The sequence below is a fragment of the Maribacter sp. ACAM166 genome (genome assembly GCF_005771495.1).
GTDB lineage: Bacteria > Bacteroidota > Bacteroidia > Flavobacteriales > Flavobacteriaceae > Maribacter.
On sequence record NZ_VAUW01000003.1, the window covers coordinates 199,115 to 220,756 of the forward strand.

A 21,642-nucleotide genomic window follows, 5' to 3' on the forward strand; every position below is an offset into this window, starting at 1 on the left:
TTTAGATTTTTTGTTCTCCAAATTCTTGACCTCTTCTTTGTTCACGCCCAATATTCTTTTTGTTGAAGCTCAATAGCGGAAAATGTCCTTCGCTCTTCATGCGTTTGACCAGATCGCGATGTCGCAAGTCTTTGATCAGGCCATGACCCTCGCGTTCCAACATGACGATCATATCAGGTTCGATTTCGTTGACATAATTTTGTAAGGCGGCAAAAATATCCTCCCCGTAACGCAGGTCAAAACGTGTCTTTTTATAAACGACCTTATGGCGCAGCATGTTCTTGAACCAATGCAGTTGGTCTTCTGCGGTTTTTTTGTCCTTGTCCGTAATATGTACCAAACGAATCTCCGCATCAAAAGGTTCGGCAAGCCTGACGAGATCCTCGATGGTAAAAATGTCGGAACCTTCAAAATCGGAGGCATAAACGATAAGCTGCAACTCGTTATACTTGGTGCCGAGTGGTATGGCCAGTACCGGGCAATAGGCCTTTTCGATGAGGGCGGCGGCGGTGCTGCCGAGAAAAAACTTGCGTAACGGGCTATCGCCTTTGGTGCCCACTACAATCAAATCGGTTTCGGTTTCGTCGGCCTTTTCGAGAATGCCTTCCCATATCGTTTCGTCCTCCACAATTTTTATCGAAATGTTGAGTTTATCGGGGTCGTTGCCCAAATGGCGGGCGCAGTAAGCTTGTAGTTTTTCCTTGTCCTTTGCGAATGCCTTCACCTCCCTGCGCGAATAGGTCAGCGATACTGCACTTGCCCAGTTGATCTGCATATCGAACACATGAATAGCCACCAACTGCGCGTTCAGTTTTTTGCTCAGTCCGTAGGCATAATGCAGAGCGGCTACTGACTTTTCCGAATAATCGGTAGCGTATAAAATGGTATTCATCACATCACTTTTTAAATTTCTATATAAAAGTAACCGGATACCTGATTGGGTAAAATGACTCCCGTCAGTCCGTCGCGATTACGTCACATGATTATGGTCATTTTGGGAATAACGCTTCCATACTACATTTGATAGGCAATCGTAAAAACACTTACCATCATGAGCATAAAAAACAATGGTCCCGAGCCCTATTTTTTAAAAATGTTTCGGCAAAACCGAAAAGAAATCTTTGCCCAGACCGAGTACGCCATCGATGGTGAAAAATTGGCCCATAGTGTTAAATCTTTAAATTGCTTAACATGAAGAATTCAAAACAAATACTGGAAGAAATTACGACGTTGACCACCAAAATCGAAACCGATTACCCCGAGCTCTACCGCTATCTCGACGAGGAGCCTTTGACCTTACCCGAGAAACCCCATCCCAAAATGGACGAAGAGCAATTAAATGATTATCTCGAAAGCCTACAACAATTGTTAAAGCATCATTTGGAAACGCATGAACTTGGAAAGGAAGGATAAATTACTAAAAATTAAAGGGATGAAAAATTTTAGATTCGTGCTGTACGGTCTGTTGGCCGTTCTTGTTTTTTTATTTGGTTTTGCACTATGGTATCGGTACACCTATTCAATGGAAACCGTGCAGGCCTACGAGGTCAATTCCCCAACCTTGGCTCGTAGCCTTTTGATCGCTGCCCAAGGAAGCGAATTTAAAAACTCCGTAGTCGAAGGAATAGTAGACCACTACAAATCCAATGCTATTTTTATAAAGGTCGTAGATATTTCGGCTTTGGAAAATATGGATGTTTCCGGTTTCGACGCGATACTTTTGATCCATACTTGGGAGTATCGCAAACCACCGGAAGCAGTCCAGTTGTTTATGGACAAAAATCCGGGACTGAAAAGTAAAATGGTCGTGCTGTCCACTTCTGGCGAAGGGAGCGGAAAAATGGAAGGGGTAGATGCGATAACGGGCGAGTCCATAATTAGTGATGTGTCGCTATACGTGGAAAAGGTCATTATCAAGCTCCACCAACTTTTGGAAACGGGAAACTGATATGCTGACATTCAAAAGCTTCAATATCGCCGATTGGTTTTCGTCCTACCGCATCGCAGCTGTTCCGGTATTGTTGGCCTTGATCTTGTTGGATGAGCGAGCGCTTTTCACTTGGTTTTTGCTCGTCAGTTACAGTACCGATGCCATCGACGGCTATCTGGCCAGAAAACTGAAGATCAGTAGCAAAAGAGGTTCGCAACTCGATTCCATGGGCGATCAACTCACGTTTGCCATGGGACTCATCGGACTTTGGACTTTTGAGAATTCCTTTATCCGTGAAAATCTCTTGCTGATAGCCATCGCCTTTTCTCCTCATCTTTTACAGATGGCGATCGCCTTCCATAAATATGGTAAGATCACCGCTTTTCATACGTATTTGGCAAAAACTTCCGCCGTGCTACAAGGCGTTTTTATTCTCTTGGCCCTGTTCTTTGGCCCTGTTTATGGGTTGTTCTATGCGATGATGATCATAGGTATTTTGGAGACCGTTGAAGAAATTACTTTGATATTTATGTATGACGATTGGGCGGAGGATGTCAAGGGAATTTATTGGGCTTTGAGGGATAGGCGGATGATCAAAAATACTGGTTAAATCTATTATAAATGAAAAATTTAAAAGAACTCATCCGCTACGCAACCAAAGCCCCATCAGGCCATAACAGCCAACCTTGGAAATTTAAGATTGACGAAACTAGTATCGAGATCCATCCCGATTTTGATTTTGCTTTGCCTATTGTTGACCCAACACATCGTGAACTTTACGTGGGCTTGGGCTGTGCGACGGAGAACTTGTGCCAAGCAGCATCGTCATTTGGATACAGTACAAATTTAGAGATTCAAAAATCTCCGAAAGGAATATATTTTATCAATATAACTCTTAAGGAATCCAGTATTGATTCTGATAAGTCCGTGCTGCAAACCATTGAAAAAAGACAGTCCAACAAAGCAATTTACAATGGATGGATTGTTTCCGAAAACCTCTTGGACCAATTAAAATCTATATCTCAGGAAGAAAATATCAATGCCCATTATTTTATAAAGGGTAGTAATCATTTTTCCATTATTAAAAACTATATCAAAAAGGGCAATACCGTCCAAATGAACGATGATGGGTTTAAAAACGAACTGCTTTCTTGGATGCGCTTTAATAAAAGTCACGTAAAAAACACCAATAACGGATTGACCTATAAAGTGATGGGCTCACCATCCACTCCAAAATTTATGGGGCGGGCCATTGTAAAATCATTCTTGACGCCAGAAAAACAGAACAAATCCGATGTAAAAAAGATTGATTCATCCTCGCACTTTGTTATTTTAACTACAAAAACGGACAGCCACGAAGAATGGGTGAAGCTGGGCATGTACCTTGAATGAATTTTGCTCAAATTGACCGAATTGGGTATTGCCAACTCCTATTTGAACCCGCCTTGCGAAATCGAATCATTGGCGAGTGGATTACAAAAGGAACTCTCGATAAACGATGAATTTCCGACAATCATCATGCGAATAGGCTATGCTGAAGTTCAGCCTTTTGCGCCGAGGAAAGCAGTTGAAGAAGTGATTTTCTAAAAGATAAGAAATGGAAAAGCTTATAAAAGCATCCCGAAAAAGCAAAAATTAAACTAAACAAGCCTTATAAAGCTCCATTAAAAGCAAAGTGGCATGATCTATCTTAAAATTCATTACTTTTGGAAGGGTCACCTCAACATCTAAACAAACAACTTTACCCCAGTTACTGCATTGAAAATTCGGGTGCGTATCCTTGTGAACGCCCTGCGGGCATCCGTTACATTTTGCATACCATCTTAGCCCGTCCTTACCCAAAAAAGAATGGATAAGCCCTTCTCTTTCCAACCTATCAAGAATTCTCTAAACGGTGGTCTTGTTCATTTTTTATTAAGCCTTGCTACCAAATCTACTACTGCTGCTGTTGCCTTTCTTTTTTGCTCGAATAGGCATAACACAGCGTTTACCGATTTCGTTTTTCTTACTATTCCCATAGCATAAAAGTAATGCAACTTAAATGAAAACCTAACTTGAAAAATAACACCCTCCATAAAGTAAGTACCCTTACCGCGGTCGCTTTGGTCGTTGCCAATATGATCGGCACAGGGGTCTTTACGAGCCTGGGGTTTCAGCTGAAGGATATTAACGATCCTATGGCGGTGCTATTGTTATGGGTACTAGGCGGCCTTTTGGCTTTGTCTGGGGCATTTAGTTATGCAGAAATTGGTACGGTATTCAAAAAATCGGGCGGCGAGTACCACTACTTGTCCAAATTATATTCACCCTTTATCGGCTATCTGGCAGGGTGGGTATCGCTTACGGTGGGCTTTGCGGCACCGGTAGCCCTGTCGGCCATTGCGGTTATGGCGTATTTTCCCTATGCGGAACTAAATCCTGTATGGAGCAGTATTGCGCTTGTGGCCCTGATTACGGCATTGCACACTTTTGACCTCCGTACAAGCGCCAGATTTCAAAACGGAAGTACCCTTTTAAAGGTGTTGCTCATTGTGGTGTTGATCGCCATTGGACTATGGGTGCCCGGATTTGAAGGCAATACCTATTTGGAACCTCCCAAGGTTTCGTCACTTATTTCTTCCTCCTTTGCAATAGCACTGATCTATGTGAGCTATGCCTACTCTGGTTGGAACGCGGCCGTTTACATTACCGAAGAGCTAAAAAATCCTAAAAAGTCCTTGACCTATGCCCTTATCGGCGGTACATTATTTGTTACGGTCATTTACACGCTGCTGCAATTTGTTTTCTTAAAGCACGTACCCGTACCGGAATTGGTGGGGCAAGTGGATATAGGAACTATAGCCGCCACAAAAATAATGGGCAGGGATATGGGCGACCTCTTTGGTCTTGGCATCTCGCTGCTGTTGATATCCGGTATTAGTGCCATGATCTGGGTAGGGCCACGGGTCACCGCGGCAATGGCCCAAGACATACGTTTTTGGCGGGGTATTAAAAATAAGCCTAATGAAATTCCCAAAAAAGCACTATGGCTTCAATTTGCTATCACAAGCCTACTGCTGTTAACAGGCACTTTTGAACAAATTTTAATCTACTGTGGCTTTCTGATTACCCTTTCTTCCATGCTCACGGTATGGGGTGTTTTTCAACTGCGCCGTAAAAAGAAAGAAACTTATAACAATAGTGATACCTTTAAGAGTCCGCTTTTCCCCTTATTCCAAATCATTTATATCTTTTTTGCCCTGGGTATCCTTTTTTTCACCTTTATGGAAAGACCCATGGAAGCAATGCTGGGTACAGGAAACTTGGTACTTGGAGCACTTACATGGTACATCGGCAAAAAAATAAGCTTTAAATCTTAATAACATGAAGCCGACATGATTAGAATCATTTTTAAACATACGGTTAATGATTATTTTGGTCATCAAAAATTAGCTATGATTTTTAAAATTAATTAAAGAAAGACACATGAAAAAAACCATTTTTATGATTTCTCTCGGAACTATGTTAGCCTGCCAAGGGCAGGAACATAAAAAGGAGCAATCCCAAACAAAAGCTGCGGGCCCTAGCAGCACCGAACGTACTGGACACGACAATAAAGAAGACCATGCACCGGGATCGGCAAATGAGTACATGCACCAATCTAAGGTGGAAGATCTTGTAGAGCGTTTTGAATCGCCCGAACGGGATGCCTACCAAAAACCAGAAAAAGTATTGGAATTTCTTGGCGATATCTCGGACAAAACAATTATGGATATTGGTGCAGGCTCCGGATATTTTTCGGTGAAGTTGGCAAAAAATGGTGCAAATGTCATCGCTGCGGACGTAAATGAAGAGTTTCAGGCCTTATTGAACGAACGGATCAAAAAAGAGAACATACAACAACTGACCACAAGAAAGATTCCGTACGATTCGCCCGGTCTGGAAGAAAAGGAAGTAGATATGGTGCTTATCGTAAACACCTATCACCACATAGAAAACCGCCCAGATTATTTTGCCAAGGTCAAAAAAGGACTAAAAGCTAATGGCGAACTGGTCATCATCGATTTTTTTGATGCGGATATTCCAGTTGGCCCCAAGCACCATAAAATTTCCATAGATACCGTAATCAGCGAATTAAAGCAGGCCGGGTACACCCATTTTGAGGTGGAAGCAGATTTATTACCTTATCAATATATCATAACATCTAAATAATACTAATTATGAAACGTACAAAACAATTCCTATCCATCTTTATGCTAGTGGCATTTACATCCCTGTATTTGTCCTGTAAAAACACCGACAAAAAAGACGCCGTAAGTGAAGAACCTTCAGAAGAGATTGCCACGAAAACGGTGAGTCCGGTCGTACTATTTGAAAATGACTATGCCAAAGTAGTCAAAGTAACCCTAAACGAAGGCGAAGCATTGGCAGCGCATCCGGGCGAGGAACGCGTAATTTATTCCCTTACGGATTACACCATAGCCTGGCAAGAGCAAGATGAGGAGATGGGTTCCAAATCTTGGAAAAAAGGCGATGCACATGCGCATACCGCCGGGCAACATGCCGCAAAAAACAACAGTACTGATACCGCCGAATGGTTAACATTTTCTAAAAAAGATACAAAATTGCCGGCTTGCGCAGAAAACACCTTGGAAAAAGATGTGAACTCCGTCGCCCCTGATGTTTCCAAACTACTTTTGGACAATGATGATTTTAGGATCACCATGGTAACCTTGCCCGAAGGAGAAAAAATACCGATACATTCGGGAAGCAACCGAATTATTTACGCCCTTTCCGATTATGAACTGGAGTACACATCCGATACCCAAGATGACCTTGACAAACAATTTAAGTCAGGTGACATACATTGGCATGAGACCTGTGAGCATTCTATTGAGAATATCGGTAAAACTGAGGCCAGTTTTCTTGTCGTAAGCTATAAGCAAAAAGACGAATAGCCAGATTGGCCAAGGCAAGCCTTCCGTAGGGCGGGCAGGAGTAACATAGCAAAACAAGAAAACATAGGAGTTTTAAGTTGACGGTTTAGTGGTCAGAAAAAAGCTTCGCGAACGATTGCGGAGCTTTGTTATTGTGGCAAACCCAATGTTGCAAAGTGAAAATTGAGCCGGTCACTCCTCTAAAATCAAGCCTTCCTATTATAACATAAGGATGTTTTGCACAGCCCCTTTTCACTACTCTCGGAGTCCTATAAAAACTCACCCATCTTGAATTTCACAAAAAAAACAGCACCCTGATGTAGGTAAGTATAATCATCTTCAAACCAAAATATCTTTGGGTTATTATTAACTAAACTACCATCTGCTAAAGACCGATGGGTTTGAGTTCCGCCTAAAGGCGGCTAAAGCTAATCGACTATGGTAATTTCTCCATCCTCCTTTTCATTGTTGTCTTGATTTTTGATATATTCCATTATCATTTCGTCCGTGATGTTTCCGGAGGTAGCGACAAAATATCCCAAAATGGATGATTGGTTGTTGATAAAGGATATGGAAACCATACGGACTGAATCCAGAATACCTGAAAGTAATTTATTAAAGCCCTAACAGATTTGCCTCCAATGATTCCTGTTCGAGAGCTGTTAAAATGTATTGAGTTTTGTAGAATAAAAGAAAAACCTGTTAGGTCTGAATTAAAAACCGATGAAAATAGCTTTTACGATACTTGTCTTAATCCATAGCCTCATCCATATTATGGGCTTTGCCAAAGCTTATGATTTGGGAGAAATGGCACAGTTTACCAAATAAATTTCAAAACCCTTGGGCAGTTCTTGGTTGCTAACCGGATTACTTTTTATGGTGGCAACCATTTTGTTGCTTTTGAAAAAAGAAGATTGGTCAATCGTTGCTTTGATAGGGGTGACCTTATCACAGTTTTTGATTTTAAGCGCATGGAGCAATGCTAAATATAACACTATCACCAATATCATTATTCTTATAACAACCATTATTAATTTTACATCCCACAATTTTAAAAACAACTATAAAAAAAACATTACCTCAACAATACAAAAAACCAGAACACAAACCGAGATCCTGACCGAAAAGGACCTCGATCAATCTACCTACTATAGTCCAGAATTTTTTTAGATATGCTGGTGTAGTTGGAAAGCCCAAGGTGTATAATGTAAAAATCGTTTTTGATGGCGAAATGCGTGACAGGGACAAGGATTGGTTCAAATTCACTTCCGAACAGTACAGTTTTTTCCATGACCCAGCCCGACTTTTTTTTATGAAGGCCAAGATAAAGGGTCTGTCGACCCACGGGTATCATTGCTATAAAAATCAAGCAGCCAGCATGCGCATCAAGGTGCTTTCCCTAATTCCCGTTGTAGAATTGGATGAACCTGAACTGTTCCCTACCGAAACGGTTACTTTTTTTAACGACCTCTGCATGTTTGCACCGGCAGCTCTAATCGATGAACGGATTATCTGGAAAACCATCGATGATTACTCTGTAAAGGCGGTTTTCACTAACAAGGGCACTAGAATTTCAGCCGTTCTATATTTTAATGAAAAAGGACAGTTGGTCAATTTTATTTCCGAGGACCGGATTGCCCTGGATGAAAGGAAGACCTATCCATTCTCTACTCCGGAGAGCAAATATCAAAAATGTAAATGGCTACAACCTACCAACATATGGCAAGGCCGTTTGGCACTATCCCGATGGGGAGTTTGTGTACTGGAAGTTTAATTTAAAAAGTGTTTATTATAATATATCATTTTAGTTTGTCATTTTCTAAATTTATGTCATTCCGACGAGGGAGGAATCCGTTTGACGGAGCGAATTTACGTGGGATTCCTCCTGCGTCAGAATGACAAAACGCCCAATATGAAGTAGCACTATGAAAACAAACAAAGCATGGGATCAAGCCCATAAAATGCCAAAAAATGCCACTACCGACCAACGTATCGCATGGCATTTGGAACATAAAAAGAACTGCGATTGTAGGGATATCACCGACAAGTTAAAAGTCGAAATAAAGAAAAGAGGACTGATCTGATGTTACGATGAAAAGGGAACTGCTCATCATCAAGAGTGTCCACACCGTAATCTGGTTGTTCTTCAATGGGGTCTCTTTTACTTGCTTTATGCGGTAATCATCAACAAAATAGACCAATGGGTCTGGCAATGTGTTGGCCTCGTCATAGCAGAAGGCTCGGTGTTGCTTGCGTTCAAATGGTTCTGTCCGCTTACGGTAGTTGCCCGAAAATATTCGGATAGCACGAAAGAGAACTTTGATGTTTTTTTGCCGAACTGGTTGGCCAAACATAACGAATTGATTTACACGAGCATATTCGGGGCCGCTATCATGATTTTGATATATCGGATACTCTTTTAGTAAAAAAGATCAAACCTTAAAAGTTGGAATCCTAGAAAATCTTTGAGGTTCCAAATTCTTTTCCGAACTGATAACGGTCATTTCCAAAACCTTCCGGATAAAGTAATTTTCCGTCTAATCCAATAAAGAAATCCCTAAGATGCTAGGAGAAAGAAACACCCCTGAAGAATTGCTGACTGCGTTCCATCATGATGCCGAATGGTGGAAATCGACTGTTGGCTATATCGAAAATGAGATTGAATTCGTCAATAGGCTGTTGAATGCCCATGTGTTCAAAGAGAACACGCCCAATCTTTTTGAGCATTTGCAACAGTTCAAACATGTTATGGGGACGAAAACCAGGGAGACATCTAACCTAAAGAAAGAAATCCTCGAATACGAAGATAAACTACGGGGCATTTTAGAATGTCAAGATGTAGCTTGCGACACCTATTATCTGGAAAATCACAAAGCATTAAAGGAACGTTTTGAGGATTTCTATATCGGATTTAACGATTATAAAACAAAAGTTTTCGATTATCTTGGAGCTATCCTGCTTACGAAATAAGAAAGTATCGAATGCACAGTAATTTAAACCATAAATAGAAAATGTCAATCTTAGAAGCATACGAATCAGGTGCCCATGAAAGCAATGTAGCACACTTTGCCGCAATCGTTAAATTGGCGACTGTAGATGGGACTATAAATCTGGAGGAGAAGATTGTTTTAGCCCGATTGGCCTTTAAGCTCGATGTTTCCGACGAAGAGGTCAAGCCGATATTGAAACATCCGGAGAAGTATCCGTTGCTACCACCCTATACTTTGGAAGAACGTATTGAGCGGCTTCATGACTTGTTTAGTGTCATTTACGCCGATAGTGAAATCGATGCCGAAGAACAAAAACTGATTTACAAATATGCCATTGGTCTGGGTTTTTCAAGTGAAAGGGCAACCCAGGAAATCGAGAAATGTATCCGAGTCTTCGGTGGAGAGGCCGAGTTTGAGGATTGACGGTCTACTCTAAGTCCCTGTTTTTTTTGTTCTAGAGTTAAAAATCTATTCCCTATTTTGGTATGAATGCCACAATGAGTGCCCAACGCCCCTTTTCGCTTAAACTTTTTCTGTTCATCGTTATTCTGCTTTCTTGGCCCTTTCAAATCGCTTATTTTTTTCTAGGGGAGGAATACAAGCCACTGCTTTTGCTATCTATGGTTATGGTCGGGGTCGCCACCTTCGTTTCAGGAAAATGGGTATTCAAAAATGAGTTTAATGGAGCGGGATAGCATTGGGGCAGGCCTCGACATTACCTGTATGTGTTTGTTTTGGTATTGTGGTTATGGCTTTTTCCGAGTATGATGGAAATGGTATTGGGTTTTTATGAGCCAAGCGGCAACTATAATGTTAGTGGTATTTTGTTTGCATTTGGGTCAAGTACATTGCTTACTATCGTTCCAGCATTTGGCGAAGAATTTGGCTGGCGTGGCTATTTGTTGCCCCAGTTGCTCAAAAAGTATTCGTATCGAAAAGCATTGCTCTTACACGGATTGGTTACGTGGATTTGGTATCTTCCTGTGCTAATTTTCATGGGAACGCAGACAGGAAACAACCTATTGTTCTTTATTCCCGTTGTTTTAGTGGCCAGTTTTATCCCCACGATCATGCACGCCGTTGTGTTTGCCTATATTTGGAACCGCACTGCCAGCTTGGCGGTTGTATCCGCCTATCACGTCTTTTTTGACGAAATACGGGATACTTTGGAAAACTCTGTGGGACTAGGGTTTTTAGGGCAGAACTGGCAAATGCTCGTACTGACCGTTTTGGGGATGTTGGTTTTGTGGAAGACCAAATGGAAATTGGTCCAAGAAACCAAGGTACGGCCAACTGACCAAGGTCATGGTTAAACTATCGGTTGCCCCTTATATTTGTTTCAAATCAAAACGGATAACCTTTAGGTTGCTGAACATATGCAAAAATACACCCTTAATCTGGCCAATATTTTTTATCTGCTTTTTATCGTCATCGCGATGATATGGATTCTTATTGTCGGAAAGGTGGTTATCGTTCCCTTGGTATTCAGTTTTTTTTTGCTCTGATGTTGAAGCCCATCGTAGGTTTTTTTGAGAGGAAGTTGCGCAATCGCATTTTGGCCATATTCCTCTCCTACGTTTTGGCTTTGATTCCCCTCTTCGCCCTACTGTTGTTCTTTATCAACCAATCGCGCATTCTGTTCAGCGACCTACCGTCGGTGCGAGGCCGGTTGAACGAGGTCATGACTTCGGCCTTCGAATGGTTGGACGATAAATTCCGTTTGGATGCTGATTCGACTTCACAATGGATTTCCGATAACATTCTGGTCGCCTCAGATATTCCCATCAACTTGATCCAAGAAAGTGTTCAATCTACAGGTTATGTCATAGCAAATATGGTTTTTATCGTGGTCATCACATATTTTATGCTGTTGTACAGAACGGCTTTCAAAAACTTCTTTCTGGCCCAAATAAAACCTGAAAGTAGGGAAAGGGTAGTAGAAGTATTGCATAAAATACAGACCTTGACGAAACGCTATATGATGGGCCAGGGGGCGGTTATCGTGATACTTGGCCTGTTGATAGGATCGGGACTTTGGTTGATAGGGGTGCCTTACCCATTTTTTTGGGGGTTTTTGGCGGGCTTTTTGGAAATCATTCCCTACGTCGGTACCTCCATCGGTGGTATTTTGCCCGTCTTTTACATGTTGATGGTGTCCGATACCCTGTGGCAACCGGTGGCGGTGGTCGTTCTCTATATCATCGTACAACAAATCGAGGGAAATATTATTTCGCCCAACATTATGGGGCCGAGCATCAAGATCAATCCCATGTTCATTATCCTTGGACTTTTTATCGGTGGAATTCTGTGGGGAATCTCGGGAATGATCCTCGCCCTACCCATCTTGGCGGTATCGAAGGAAATATTTAGAAGTTTCGATGCCACAGAACCCTTGAGCTATCTCATGGAAAACGGACTTTCGAGAAAGAGCGCTATTTTCTTGGAACGGTTCGACCATGATAAGAATCGTTTGTTCCGCTTGTTTTTTGAAGAGCTCGCAACGAAACCGTAAAGCTCGGTACTAACTTCTATCGGGAAGCACCAAAAACGGAACATCGGAATACATACTGACATCCTTGATGACAGGTTCATGGGTCAACCGTTCAAAAAGATTATGCCTACGTTGTACCATGGCGAACAGATCTACCTTTAATTTATCCAAAAAAGCATCGATGACCTTGGCCTTATCGCTAAAATCGTACATCTGGTGGAACGAATGTTCGGTATCCCTTAGACATTCCTCCAAACCTCTCCGGTTGGTTTCTTGAGCGGGACTCAACAATTGTTCTTCGTTGATGTGCATGACCCGTATGGCTGCGTTTGAAAGTTTGGCCAAGAACAAAAGGGGCGCAATGGTTTCCGGATGGCAGCCCGTTTTATAGTCGGTCACAAAGGCGATTTCTTTAGGCGGTGTAAAATCCATTTCTCCCGGGATGGCCAGCACGGGACATTCTTTAAGATGGTTCACCACTTTTATGGTATTGTTTCCGAAGAACATATCCGCAGTATCCGTAAGACCTTTGTTGCCCATTACTACAAGGTCTATATTTTCCTTTGCTATAATTTTGACAACGGTTTTTACCAAATCGCCATTTTGGGAAATGGTCTTGAATGTGTGCTTATCGTTACCATTGTCCAAAACAATTTTATGAAACGTCTCGGTCAATTTTTCCTCGGATTCCGTTTTTAACTCCCGCATCAATTTTTTACTTCCAAAGAGAGGGGCAACTTTGCCATGTAAGGGAGTAAGTTCATTGTAGGTGTTCAACAGGATAAAGTTACACGGCTTCGATTTTAAAAGCTGTGTTGCATAGAACAAGGCACAATAGGCGTTGTTCGAAAAATCGGTGGCTACTAGGATGTTTTTCATGATAATCGATTCATAATTGTGGCAGCACCATAAATGGGATCTGTATATGAAAACCTATTTTCTTGATGACAGGTTCGATAAAAAGCCGTTCAAAAAAAGTATGCTTGTTCTGAACCATGACCAAAAGATGTATTTTTTCTTTCGTTTGACAGTTATTGACCGCAGCAATTATGGCATTATCGGGTACATCGTGCAAAAGGCAATTTTTGCCGAATATTTTTTTAACCTGCTTCTTGTTCTTTTCCTGTTCTTCGGTAAGGTCAAACCCTGTGGATACATGCATAATGTGTACCCTTGAACCTTGCACTTTGGTTATATCGAGCAACTGCTTGAATTTTTCTTCTTCATATTCGATTTCGAAGTCCGTAGGGAAAAGAATCTCTTTGGGTGCGATATATTCGAAATTTGGCGGTACGACGATTACAGGACATTTTGATTTTTTTATCACATGCACCGCATTGGTACCGAACAAAATTTCTTTGGCACCGGTCGCACCTTTGGTCCCCATAACGACCAAATCGATTTTTTCTGCCTCAATGGTTTCCAAAACTTCGTTTAGAATGGAATTCATGGCGGTATGGACCATGAATTTGTGATTTGGGTTATGGTATTGGTTTTCCAAACGTTTTTGTAATTTTTCCAATTGTCTCAATGAGCTTTCTTGGAATATATCGCCCAAACCTATCTGTCCGGGGCTACCCAGCACATATTCCGGCTCATACACCGGCGGGTTGTAGGTATGCAATAAATAGAATGTACATGTAACATCTTTTAGAACGAGCAAGGCGTACCTGATGGCTTCAAATGAGTTATCGGAAAAGTCCGTTGGTAATAAAATTCGTTTCATCCTTCATTTATTTAAGTTCAAAGAACAAAATTATAGGGCACGGATGACAAGCACCATGATTTTGGTCAGGCTGGGCCATTGATTTTATGGTTTCGATTTTTTAGGAACAGGGCTGTGTAGAAGGGTATTGTTTTTTGCCAAAAGCATTGCCGAAAGAGAAGAAACTTCCCAAGTTTTTGAGTTGAATGATTTACATCATTTTAAAATGTGTTGAAGCTGCCTAATTTCGCAAGGCAAACGAAAAAGTTATGAAAACCACATTTGAACTTGGAACCAAAATTTCGGGCAAAGGCAAAAAATCGATTTTCGAAAACCTGAACATGCTTGAGAACATTTGGAATGTTGAGGTAGATAATGATCTGGCAAGGGTTTCTTTCGACTACATGGCCTCGGCCGATCTGCATCTGGTAAGACGTGAACTTCACGAGTTGGGCTATCATATCATCAACGATACCCATCGGTTCGATGCTCCCGAAAAACCTTTATAAACAATGAACAGCAGATTGAAAATCATACTTATTGTAGTCCTGTTGCTCTTGGCCTTACTGTTGATAGGCTATATGAGGGAATCGCCCCAAAAGGAAGCAACACGGTTTTCGGAGGCGGTTCAAAATACCACAAGTGAACCTGATTTTCCCAAATGGATTTCCATTCACGATACCGTTCGGGTACGCGATTATTTCAATACTATCGATTCGCTCGTGGTCGCCTATGATTCATTGACGGATTATCCCCTTTCGGAGCATCTTTTGGTCCACGCCAACCCGTGGGTCATCGATACCTTGGCCAATACGGATTATTATCGGATGATGGAAAAGGATTCGTTTGTTTACGACCAGAAGCAACTCATTGTTCTAAGGCCTACGGATTCACTTTTGATTCCCGATTCGCTGGCCGCCGTTCATCTTTTGGATAAGATAGAACGTACCCTGATCGATATAAACATTCCCGAATTCAAATTGCGTATTTATGAGGATTCGACGCTAGTGTATACTTTTCCCGTGCGGGTAGGGCAAAATCGAAAGCGTTATTTAAAAATGGGCGACCGGATCACGGATTTAAGAACAAAAACGGGAAAGGGCGAAGTCGTGGATTATCGTCGGGATCTTGTTTTCTACAATCCCGTGGACGGAGAACGGTTTTATGTGACCAAAAGGGATGATGAAAGAACCACCTTGATGCCACAGATTCCTTGGATAGAAACGGAAATCAACGGAATAAGAAACGGTCAATTGATACACCCGACTACCAATCCCAAATCATTGCAAAAACCTTATTCCAACGGATGTATCGGCACTTCGGAAGCAGCTGCATGGGTCATTTATTACCATGCGCCCATTGGTACGAAAGTGAACATTCGGTATGATTTGAAGGTTCAGGATTCATTGGAGAACGAAATGATTTTGGAAGATATATATAAAAATACCCGCCTGAAAATCGATAAAATAAATGAACAAAAAATAAATAGATGATGAACAAACGTAAATTTTTAAAACAGTCCGTATTGGTATCGGCAGGGGCCTCGATTGCCCCTTCGATATTGTTATCGGCTTGTAAAACGGAACCTAAAAAAGAAGAAATAATGAAAACAGACACCATTGCTACCAGTACGTTTAAATTGCCGGAGATTCCCTATGGCTATAACGCCTTTCCCGATGTCATTGATGCCATGACCATGGAAATACATCATACCAAGCACCATCAAGGTTACACCGATAAATTGAACGCGGCCTTGAAGGAGGCGAATATTTCAGGGAAAACCATTGAAGAGATTTTAAGTATGGATAATCTACCCACGGCAATACGCAATAATGGGGGCGGGTATTATAACCATAGTCTCTATTGGGATATTTTGACACCGGGCGGCGCGATGAGCGATAGTTTCAAGAACAAGATTACAGAAGACTTTGGTTCAGAGGAAACTTTTATGAACGAATTGTCGGATGCTGCGGCAAACCGTTTTGGTTCGGGCTGGGCATGGGTAGTTCAGGACGGCAACAAAAAACTGCAAATTTTTTCGACCCCGAACCAAGACAACCCTTTGATGAATGTAGCGGAGATGCAGGGTACCCCTGTTTTGGGCATTGATGTTTGGGAGCATGCCTATTACCTTAAATATCAGAACAAAAGAGGCGATTACCTGAAAAATATAATGGACATTATTAATTGGGGAAAGGTGGAGGATAGGATGGTGTAGTTTTTTAAGGAGTAAAAATGAGTATGTAATAAAGCCTAGGGAATTTGGGCTATAAAACATTTATTTATAGCCCAAAATATGATTATATTTGAGCTATAAAAGAAACGGTTATCGCTCATGGCATATCGAAAATGGAACTGGCAAAAAGAAGAATGGCCTAATTTTTCCTATAATCCAGAAGCTTTAAAAAGCCTTGAATATCAATTTATGAAGGCCAACGGTATCGCTTTGGGTGCTTTCAAGCATGTTCAAAATGATGAAAAGGATGAACTGCTTATTGAAATTCTTGTCAATGAAGCCTTGAAAACCTCGGAAATCGAAGGCGAGTATCTTGACCGAGATAGTGTTCAAGAATCCATCAAGAAAAATCTTGGACTGGAATCCACAAAAAGAAAGCTGCCCGCTGCGGAATTCGGAATCTCTGAAATGATGGTCGATCTCTATCAGAGCTTTAACAAACCATTGACCAATAATCGGTTATTCCAATGGCATACGATGTTGACCAATGGTCGGCGAGATCTAATGGATATTGGTAGATATCGTACCCATAAAGATCCTATGCAAGTCGTTTCAGGAAGATTGGACAAGCAAACCGTCCATTATGAAGCTCCGCCGTCTGAAACGATGAAAAAAGAAATGGAGGCCTTTGTTTTATGGTACAACCGAGTGCATGAGCAAAATGACGAAACTATGCTTCCCTTAGCGAGAGCTGGGATAACACATTTTTACTTTTTGGCCATACACCCTTTTGAAGATGGCAACGGACGTATAGCAAGGGGTCTTTCGGAAAAATCAATTTCTTTGAGTATCCAACGTCCGGCCTTGATTTCCCTATCGCAAATGATCGAAGCAAAAAAGAAGGATTATTATGCCTTTTTGGAAGCGCACAACACGACATTGGATCTAACAAAATGGTTACTATACTATGGACAAACCATTTTAGATGCCCAAGACAATACATTGAAGATTATTGAATTCTTGATCGAAAAAGCCAAATTTTTTGACCGTTTTTCTAATCAACTCAATGAGCGCCAGACCAAGGCGATAAAACGCATCTTCAATGCCGGTCACGAAGGATTCAAGGGCGGATTGAGCGCAGAAAATTATATGCGTATCGTCAAAACATCGGCATCGACCGCAACAAGGGATTTAAAAGATCTGGTCGATAAGGGAATATTGCTCAAAACAGGAGAGCTAAAGAGTTCGCGATATTGGCTTGCATTGGATAAAAAATATAAAACCTAGGGTCGCTTCCGTAAGACCAGTAGAGATCCATTTTGTATTTCCGTGTTCCTGCGGAAGTTGAAAAACCTTCGCCTCCAATCCTCCCGAGCGGCCGACCTTCGCCCTGCCGCTTTCGGTCGTCTTTCCGGCTCCGGTTTTTCAACCCCCTCGGAACCGCGTATAAACCCAAACGGACGAAGAAAAATCGTCCGCTTGTATTTATCTTCCTGCCGCTTTTTTTGGATTTATTTATCTTTAGAGGACAAAACCTTATCTACCGCTATGAAAAAAATACTATTTGGTCTGCTATTGGCAATTGCGATGGTTATTATTTCGTGCAATAAAAATGATGACGATATTTCCGTTGATGACAGAAACGAAGCTTTATTCGGTCAATGGGAATACGAGGCAATTATGTCCAACACTGCCGTGGATATCAACGGCGACGGAACGGTCAATATCGATTTATACAATACCAATGAAATCCGTCAGTGCCTAAAAGATAACCTTACCTTTTTCGCTTCTAGAGGCGGCGAGGAGAAAAATGCTTTCAGTATAAATGAGAACGGATTGAGTTGTGGTGAGGTCAATGCCTTCGAAACCGTGGAATCAGACAACTACGAACTAGTAAACGATGAAATTCTGCGTTTTGATAGTCGTAACGACATGCGCATCATCGAGTTCGAAAATAATAAATTAGTTCTGGAGCAAGATGATTTTTTGGACGACCAAGAGGTAATAATAACCTATACCTACAAGCGAAGTTAGCATGTTAGGAGTCAGGTATATGATTGTCCATGCTCCTTTTTACACCCTCACGATGGTTCCTGACGTCCATTCGCTCCATTGCCCATTACTATCGCGTACCCTCATCTCGTAATCTTGATCCAAATATTTCAACTTTCCTTCGCTAGGCTCCTTTTCTAAAAGAAAATAGCGATCTACACCCGTACCAGCTGCATTGTTGTAGTTTAGTAGCTTAGTATCCCATCTCCTAGCTTGTCTATTGTAAATTCTAACTTCAACTTGCTGAATATTCGCCCCGTTATAAGCTTCTGAACAGTTGGCCTCAAAACAGGTGTATATGCCCACTTCGTAATCACATCCATTCAGCCCCCCGCAACTCACATTTCGCTTTTCACCTTTTGAAACTGCTAGCGGTCTTTTGAACATTTCAACACTTTCGCTCGCCGTCTGAGATTGTCCTGTCGAGTTCTCTACTAAAAAGTTAATAGTAAAGTTCTCGTCGGTCACCGGCATGAACTGTATAGGCGCGCTACCATAATCCAAAGGAATGATTTCGCCCTCTCCATAAATGATGTTTTTATAGCGCAACGAACCTGCATTTGCACCGTTAAACGTAAATGTCATGGAATACATCACATTCGGGGCGTGCCCAGAAGTGGCATTCGTTATTGCAGTTATATCGAACGGAATGTCGATATATTTGTCTTGCGAGGATTGACTCAAATTCAACGTAAATGGTTCTTCATAGACCGAATAGTTTATATTGACACTTGTCTTTTTTTCTACATCGGAAGAAGAACGCACCGTGAACGTTATGTTATGGCTTCCTTCGGAGAAACCTAAGTACTTTCCTGAAAACGCTCCAACTGGTACTGTAAAACTTTCCCCTGCGGAATATTCGGTTCCACCGTATTCAAAAGTACCGTTGTTACCACCTGCCGAAAAATACATTTCGTATGTATCCCCGCCGATGCCGATTTCAGAGATATTAAAGTTCATATCGACCAGCTCTTCGGTATAAGCCTGTTGCAGGGTGCCGGACGCGTTGAATGTATAATCTTTGGCTGTAATGTTTACCGTAATATCCACAGTTTTTTCTAGCCCCGTATCATTTTGGACAACAAACACAATTTTTACGGTACTTTCATCGGTGCCTTCCAGCGTCCAGTTGAAGTTGCCCGTATTCACATCATAGCTGTTTCCAGGACTTATCTCGATACCATTGCTGTCGGTAAGCTTTGCGTTACCGTTCATCGTAAAGAGCATGGTATATTCGGAGGACCCCACACTTTCCGAAATATTGAAATTAAGGCTTGTAGTCTCGCCGACCGATATATCCGATTTTTGGGTGCCCCCCGTAAAGATAAAATCAACTTGATCAAAAGTAATGGTAGTATTCGCCGTCCGGGTCACATCGGAACCCGATTCGGCGCTAAGAACGATGTTATGCTGACCTGGTTCCAAGCCCGTATAGGATATGTTGTTGACCCCGGCACCTAGCGGAAACTGTTCGCCCGGACCATAGAAAATACCATTGACCGACATCGTACCGTTTTGGCTCGAAGAGTAAAAAACGGTATAACTGTCGTTCGCTCCTTCGGGAACTTCATCAATATCTACAATCATACTTACTGGGAAATTAGAGAACTCCGTCGCCTTTGATGGAGTCATATTGACCGTAAAATCGTTGTTCCCAACTACCAAAATCACTTTTTCTTCCAAAATCTGGCCGTTGCTATCACGAAGAAGAAAAGTAATTTCATAGGTTCCGGCTTGCTCTGCGATAAAATCGTAGGCGAAACTTCCCGGATTTACGGTAAAGTACTGACTTTGCGTAATCTCGGAGTTGCTATTGTATAATGCCGCACTGCCACCTGAAATAAAATAGTTGAGTTCATACGATACCCCATCGTACTCCCCTTTTTCGATAAGGCTCAATGCCACGATACCCCGTTGGCCGACCAATATCTCATTGCTGTTGGCAGAGGCATTGAACTCCAGTTCCAGTTCTTCGGTGTCCAAATCGATTTCAACAGGACCGACCTCTTGCCCGTAATTATCCGTTACCAAAAAGCTTATTCGATGCGTACCCAATGTTTCGGGCGTGTAGAAAAGAGAGAAATTACCCAAGTTTACTTGATAATCGGTATTATTCGTAATCGCATTTCCATTGACACCAGTTACCCGGCCATTTCCCTCTTCCAAGTTGAAAGTCAGAGAGTAATCGATGTTATCAGTGTTGCCGCTTGACTTGATATTAAAATTAAGTTGGGTACGTTGGTTCATAAAAACTTGGTTGCTTTCCGCGTTTCCGCTAAACGTGAACGGAATGTTAGCCACTTCGATTTCGACGCTGTCCCTTTTCATTTGGCCATTGCTATCCCGGATATCAAAATAAATTTTTCGTTGCCCTAGTTCATCGTCCTCGAATGTAAAATTGTAGTTTCCAGGTCCAATAGTTCGAAAAGTTCCGGCATCCATGACCCCACCATTTTGGTCGCGCACGATTCCAGCCCCTTGGCTTTCGGCAGAAAAAGAGTGGCTTATATCGTAAGTAACTTCAGTTTCCTCGTCCTGCGTGCGCAAATCGATATTCACGGCCAAATTGGAGTCGAGTTCAACTTGTGAGGAAGCTGCTGTGGCCCTAAACGTGAAATTGACATTACTGACATTAAAAATAAGTTCGTTTGAAATGGTCGCCCCATCGGGAGCCTTAGCCGTCATGGTTAGTTTATACTCCCCAAGCGTTTCGGGAAGATATCCAAATTCCGTAACCCCCTTGGGCAATTTGAAAGATTCTCCCGCATCATAGGCAACATCGTCCAAATAAAGTTTTCCCGAGCCGTTCTCCAATTGGTAGGTTATCTCGAAATCTTGATTTCTGGTGCCATTGATCGGTCCCGTGTCTTTATCCCTAAGCAAGGTAACCGTGACGGGGTTTTGGCTATTTATAATGAAATTATCGGTACCCTTGCCCAAAAGAAAACTAAAACTAGCATACTTTACGTTATAAATCAATTCCAGCTCTTTCTCCATTTTGTTAGAGTCCCAAGCTAAGACCTTTACTCTATGCAGTCCCGTATCGATGGGCATATAACGATACGACAGATTAAAGTTCTTAACCGATATGGTATCGTTCGCACGAACCGTATCGTTTTCAATACCAATGTAGTAACCCTTTCCATCAAGATTATGGTATTTCATAAAATAGGAAACATTGGAAACCATTCGTTCGGGTTCCAAAATGAAATCCGTTTTCGTCGCTTCGAATACGAATCCGTTCTCCTCGTTGGAGCCTTCAAAAGTAAAGTCGAAGGAATCTTGAACGATATCCTCGAAATCCTTACTACAGGCCAGTATTAAAACTAAGCATGATATAATCAGCGAGAATATTCGTTGTGGAGCATTTAGTTTCATAAGG

The 21,642-nt window shown here is 41.8% G+C and carries 24 protein-coding genes and 1 pseudogene; 20 read left to right on the top strand and 5 right to left on the bottom strand.

What is annotated here, in order from left to right:
* Position 1: 1 nt before the first annotated feature.
* The gene (locus ES765_RS03705; protein WP_138111247.1) at positions 2-892 is read right to left on the bottom strand and encodes a universal stress protein; all 891 of its coding nucleotides are present in this window, start codon (positions 890-892) and stop codon (positions 2-4) included.
* A gap of 299 nt (positions 893-1,191) precedes the next feature.
* Here ES765_RS03705 and ES765_RS03710 point away from each other — a divergent pair, with 299 nt between their 5' ends.
* From ES765_RS03710 to ES765_RS03745, 8 genes are all read left to right on the top strand, one after another.
* On the top strand, positions 1,192-1,413 hold the full coding sequence (locus tag ES765_RS03710; protein ID WP_138111248.1) for a hypothetical protein: 222 nt from the start codon (positions 1,192-1,194) through the stop codon (positions 1,411-1,413).
* On the top strand, positions 1,391-1,948 hold the full coding sequence (locus ES765_RS03715; protein WP_138111249.1) for a hypothetical protein: 558 nt from the start codon (positions 1,391-1,393) through the stop codon (positions 1,946-1,948). The genes ES765_RS03710 and ES765_RS03715 overlap by 23 nt, the downstream gene beginning before the upstream one ends.
* A gap of 1 nt (position 1,949) precedes the next feature.
* On the top strand, positions 1,950-2,540 hold the full coding sequence (locus tag ES765_RS03720) for a CDP-alcohol phosphatidyltransferase family protein (protein WP_138111250.1): 591 nt from the start codon (positions 1,950-1,952) through the stop codon (positions 2,538-2,540).
* A gap of 11 nt (positions 2,541-2,551) precedes the next feature.
* Positions 2,552-3,322, top strand: a complete 771-nt coding sequence (locus ES765_RS03725; protein WP_212744203.1) for an Acg family FMN-binding oxidoreductase — start codon at positions 2,552-2,554, stop codon at positions 3,320-3,322.
* Between the two features lie 3 nt (positions 3,323-3,325).
* The gene (locus tag ES765_RS22015; protein ID WP_212744204.1) at positions 3,326-3,517 is read left to right on the top strand and encodes a hypothetical protein; all 192 of its coding nucleotides are present in this window, start codon (positions 3,326-3,328) and stop codon (positions 3,515-3,517) included.
* 467 nt (positions 3,518-3,984) lie between these two features.
* Positions 3,985-5,289, top strand: a complete 1,305-nt coding sequence (locus tag ES765_RS03735) for an APC family permease (RefSeq protein WP_212744205.1) — start codon at positions 3,985-3,987, stop codon at positions 5,287-5,289.
* Between the two features lie 106 nt (positions 5,290-5,395).
* Positions 5,396-6,121, top strand: coding sequence for a class I SAM-dependent methyltransferase (locus tag ES765_RS03740; RefSeq protein ID WP_249356219.1), 726 nt, complete (start codon positions 5,396-5,398; stop codon positions 6,119-6,121).
* Between the two features lie 8 nt (positions 6,122-6,129).
* Positions 6,130-6,867, top strand: coding sequence for a cupin domain-containing protein (locus ES765_RS03745; protein WP_138111251.1), 738 nt, complete (start codon positions 6,130-6,132; stop codon positions 6,865-6,867).
* Between the two features lie 407 nt (positions 6,868-7,274).
* On the opposite strand, the gene ES765_RS21625 is transcribed toward ES765_RS03745, so the two are convergent.
* Complete coding sequence (locus tag ES765_RS21625) at positions 7,275-7,427, bottom strand: hypothetical protein (protein WP_171017216.1); 153 nt, start codon at positions 7,425-7,427, stop codon at positions 7,275-7,277.
* A gap of 617 nt (positions 7,428-8,044) precedes the next feature.
* Here ES765_RS21625 and ES765_RS22020 point away from each other — a divergent pair.
* The 7 genes and pseudogenes from ES765_RS22020 to ES765_RS03775 form a co-directional block, all read left to right on the top strand.
* Positions 8,045-8,464: pseudogene (locus ES765_RS22020) on the top strand (DUF6544 family protein); the annotation flags it as partial.
* A 25-nt stretch (positions 8,465-8,489) separates the two neighbouring features.
* Positions 8,490-8,654, top strand: coding sequence for a DUF6920 family protein (locus ES765_RS22840; RefSeq protein WP_410504309.1), 165 nt, complete (start codon positions 8,490-8,492; stop codon positions 8,652-8,654).
* Positions 8,655-8,771: 117 nt separating this feature from the next.
* On the top strand, positions 8,772-8,930 hold the full coding sequence (locus ES765_RS21630; RefSeq protein WP_171017217.1) for a hypothetical protein: 159 nt from the start codon (positions 8,772-8,774) through the stop codon (positions 8,928-8,930).
* 478 nt (positions 8,931-9,408) lie between these two features.
* Entirely contained in the window at positions 9,409-9,816 is a 408-nt protein-coding gene (locus ES765_RS03760) for a hypothetical protein (protein ID WP_138111252.1), read from the top strand.
* Between the two features lie 41 nt (positions 9,817-9,857).
* Positions 9,858-10,259: a TerB family tellurite resistance protein gene (locus ES765_RS03765; protein ID WP_138111253.1), complete on the top strand. Its 402-nt coding sequence runs from the start codon at positions 9,858-9,860 to the stop codon at positions 10,257-10,259.
* 311 nt (positions 10,260-10,570) lie between these two features.
* Entirely contained in the window at positions 10,571-11,149 is a 579-nt protein-coding gene (locus tag ES765_RS03770; RefSeq protein WP_212744207.1) for a CPBP family intramembrane glutamic endopeptidase, read from the top strand.
* Positions 11,150-11,277: 128 nt separating this feature from the next.
* Positions 11,278-12,348: an AI-2E family transporter gene (locus ES765_RS03775; RefSeq protein WP_138111254.1), complete on the top strand. Its 1,071-nt coding sequence runs from the start codon at positions 11,278-11,280 to the stop codon at positions 12,346-12,348.
* Positions 12,349-12,357: 9 nt separating this feature from the next.
* Here the strand turns inward: ES765_RS03775 and ES765_RS03780 are convergent, their stop codons facing one another.
* Both ES765_RS03780 and ES765_RS03785 read right to left on the bottom strand, forming a co-directional pair.
* On the bottom strand, positions 12,358-13,206 hold the full coding sequence (locus ES765_RS03780; RefSeq protein WP_138111255.1) for a universal stress protein: 849 nt from the start codon (positions 13,204-13,206) through the stop codon (positions 12,358-12,360).
* Positions 13,207-13,216: 10 nt separating this feature from the next.
* Entirely contained in the window at positions 13,217-14,053 is an 837-nt protein-coding gene (locus tag ES765_RS03785; RefSeq protein ID WP_138111256.1) for a universal stress protein, read from the bottom strand.
* Positions 14,054-14,301: 248 nt separating this feature from the next.
* Here ES765_RS03785 and ES765_RS03790 point away from each other — a divergent pair, with 248 nt between their 5' ends.
* The 5 genes from ES765_RS03790 (at position 14,302) to ES765_RS03810 (ending at position 18,242) form a co-directional block, all read left to right on the top strand.
* Entirely contained in the window at positions 14,302-14,541 is a 240-nt protein-coding gene (locus ES765_RS03790) for a hypothetical protein (protein ID WP_138111257.1), read from the top strand.
* A gap of 3 nt (positions 14,542-14,544) precedes the next feature.
* On the top strand, positions 14,545-15,525 hold the full coding sequence (locus ES765_RS03795; RefSeq protein ID WP_138111258.1) for a L,D-transpeptidase: 981 nt from the start codon (positions 14,545-14,547) through the stop codon (positions 15,523-15,525).
* Entirely contained in the window at positions 15,522-16,250 is a 729-nt protein-coding gene (locus ES765_RS03800; protein WP_138111259.1) for a superoxide dismutase, read from the top strand. Before ES765_RS03795 ends, ES765_RS03800 begins: the two co-directional genes overlap by 4 nt.
* A 117-nt stretch (positions 16,251-16,367) precedes the next feature.
* Positions 16,368-17,495: a Fic family protein gene (locus tag ES765_RS03805; RefSeq protein ID WP_138111260.1), complete on the top strand. Its 1,128-nt coding sequence runs from the start codon at positions 16,368-16,370 to the stop codon at positions 17,493-17,495.
* Positions 17,496-17,756: 261 nt separating this feature from the next.
* On the top strand, positions 17,757-18,242 hold the full coding sequence (locus ES765_RS03810; RefSeq protein WP_138111261.1) for a hypothetical protein: 486 nt from the start codon (positions 17,757-17,759) through the stop codon (positions 18,240-18,242).
* 39 nt (positions 18,243-18,281) lie between these two features.
* Here ES765_RS03810 and ES765_RS03815 read toward each other — a convergent pair whose 3' ends face one another.
* Positions 18,282-21,638: a TraQ conjugal transfer family protein gene (locus ES765_RS03815; protein ID WP_138111262.1), complete on the bottom strand. Its 3,357-nt coding sequence runs from the start codon at positions 21,636-21,638 to the stop codon at positions 18,282-18,284.
* Positions 21,639-21,642 lie beyond the last annotated feature (4 nt).

Excerpts from the sequence above, each read along its gene's own strand:
- ES765_RS21625 (WP_171017216.1), bottom strand. The coding sequence starts at position 7,427 with ATGGTTTCCATATCCTTTATCAACAACCAATCATCCATTTTGGGATAT.
- ES765_RS03800 (WP_138111259.1), top strand. The coding sequence starts at position 15,522 with ATGATGAACAAACGTAAATTTTTAAAACAGTCCGTATTGGTATCGGCA.
- ES765_RS03795 (WP_138111258.1), top strand. The coding sequence starts at position 14,545 with ATGAACAGCAGATTGAAAATCATACTTATTGTAGTCCTGTTGCTCTTG.
- ES765_RS03740 (WP_249356219.1), top strand. The coding sequence starts at position 5,396 with ATGAAAAAAACCATTTTTATGATTTCTCTCGGAACTATGTTAGCCTGC.
- ES765_RS03710 (WP_138111248.1), top strand. The coding sequence starts at position 1,192 with ATGAAGAATTCAAAACAAATACTGGAAGAAATTACGACGTTGACCACC.
- ES765_RS03815 (WP_138111262.1), bottom strand. The coding sequence starts at position 21,638 with ATGAAACTAAATGCTCCACAACGAATATTCTCGCTGATTATATCATGC.
- ES765_RS03785 (WP_138111256.1), bottom strand. The coding sequence starts at position 14,053 with ATGAAACGAATTTTATTACCAACGGACTTTTCCGATAACTCATTTGAA.
- ES765_RS21630 (WP_171017217.1), top strand. The coding sequence starts at position 8,772 with ATGAAAACAAACAAAGCATGGGATCAAGCCCATAAAATGCCAAAAAAT.
- ES765_RS03745 (WP_138111251.1), top strand. The coding sequence starts at position 6,130 with ATGAAACGTACAAAACAATTCCTATCCATCTTTATGCTAGTGGCATTT.
- ES765_RS03775 (WP_138111254.1), top strand. The coding sequence starts at position 11,278 with ATGGATTCTTATTGTCGGAAAGGTGGTTATCGTTCCCTTGGTATTCAG.
- ES765_RS03720 (WP_138111250.1), top strand. The coding sequence starts at position 1,950 with ATGCTGACATTCAAAAGCTTCAATATCGCCGATTGGTTTTCGTCCTAC.
- ES765_RS03765 (WP_138111253.1), top strand. The coding sequence starts at position 9,858 with ATGTCAATCTTAGAAGCATACGAATCAGGTGCCCATGAAAGCAATGTA.
- ES765_RS03705 (WP_138111247.1), bottom strand. The coding sequence starts at position 892 with ATGAATACCATTTTATACGCTACCGATTATTCGGAAAAGTCAGTAGCC.
- ES765_RS03810 (WP_138111261.1), top strand. The coding sequence starts at position 17,757 with ATGAAAAAAATACTATTTGGTCTGCTATTGGCAATTGCGATGGTTATT.
- ES765_RS03715 (WP_138111249.1), top strand. The coding sequence starts at position 1,391 with ATGAACTTGGAAAGGAAGGATAAATTACTAAAAATTAAAGGGATGAAA.
- ES765_RS03725 (WP_212744203.1), top strand. The coding sequence starts at position 2,552 with ATGAAAAATTTAAAAGAACTCATCCGCTACGCAACCAAAGCCCCATCA.
- ES765_RS22840 (WP_410504309.1), top strand. The coding sequence starts at position 8,490 with ATGAAAGGAAGACCTATCCATTCTCTACTCCGGAGAGCAAATATCAAA.
- ES765_RS03760 (WP_138111252.1), top strand. The coding sequence starts at position 9,409 with ATGCTAGGAGAAAGAAACACCCCTGAAGAATTGCTGACTGCGTTCCAT.
- ES765_RS03780 (WP_138111255.1), bottom strand. The coding sequence starts at position 13,206 with ATGAAAAACATCCTAGTAGCCACCGATTTTTCGAACAACGCCTATTGT.
- ES765_RS03790 (WP_138111257.1), top strand. The coding sequence starts at position 14,302 with ATGAAAACCACATTTGAACTTGGAACCAAAATTTCGGGCAAAGGCAAA.
- ES765_RS03805 (WP_138111260.1), top strand. The coding sequence starts at position 16,368 with ATGGCATATCGAAAATGGAACTGGCAAAAAGAAGAATGGCCTAATTTT.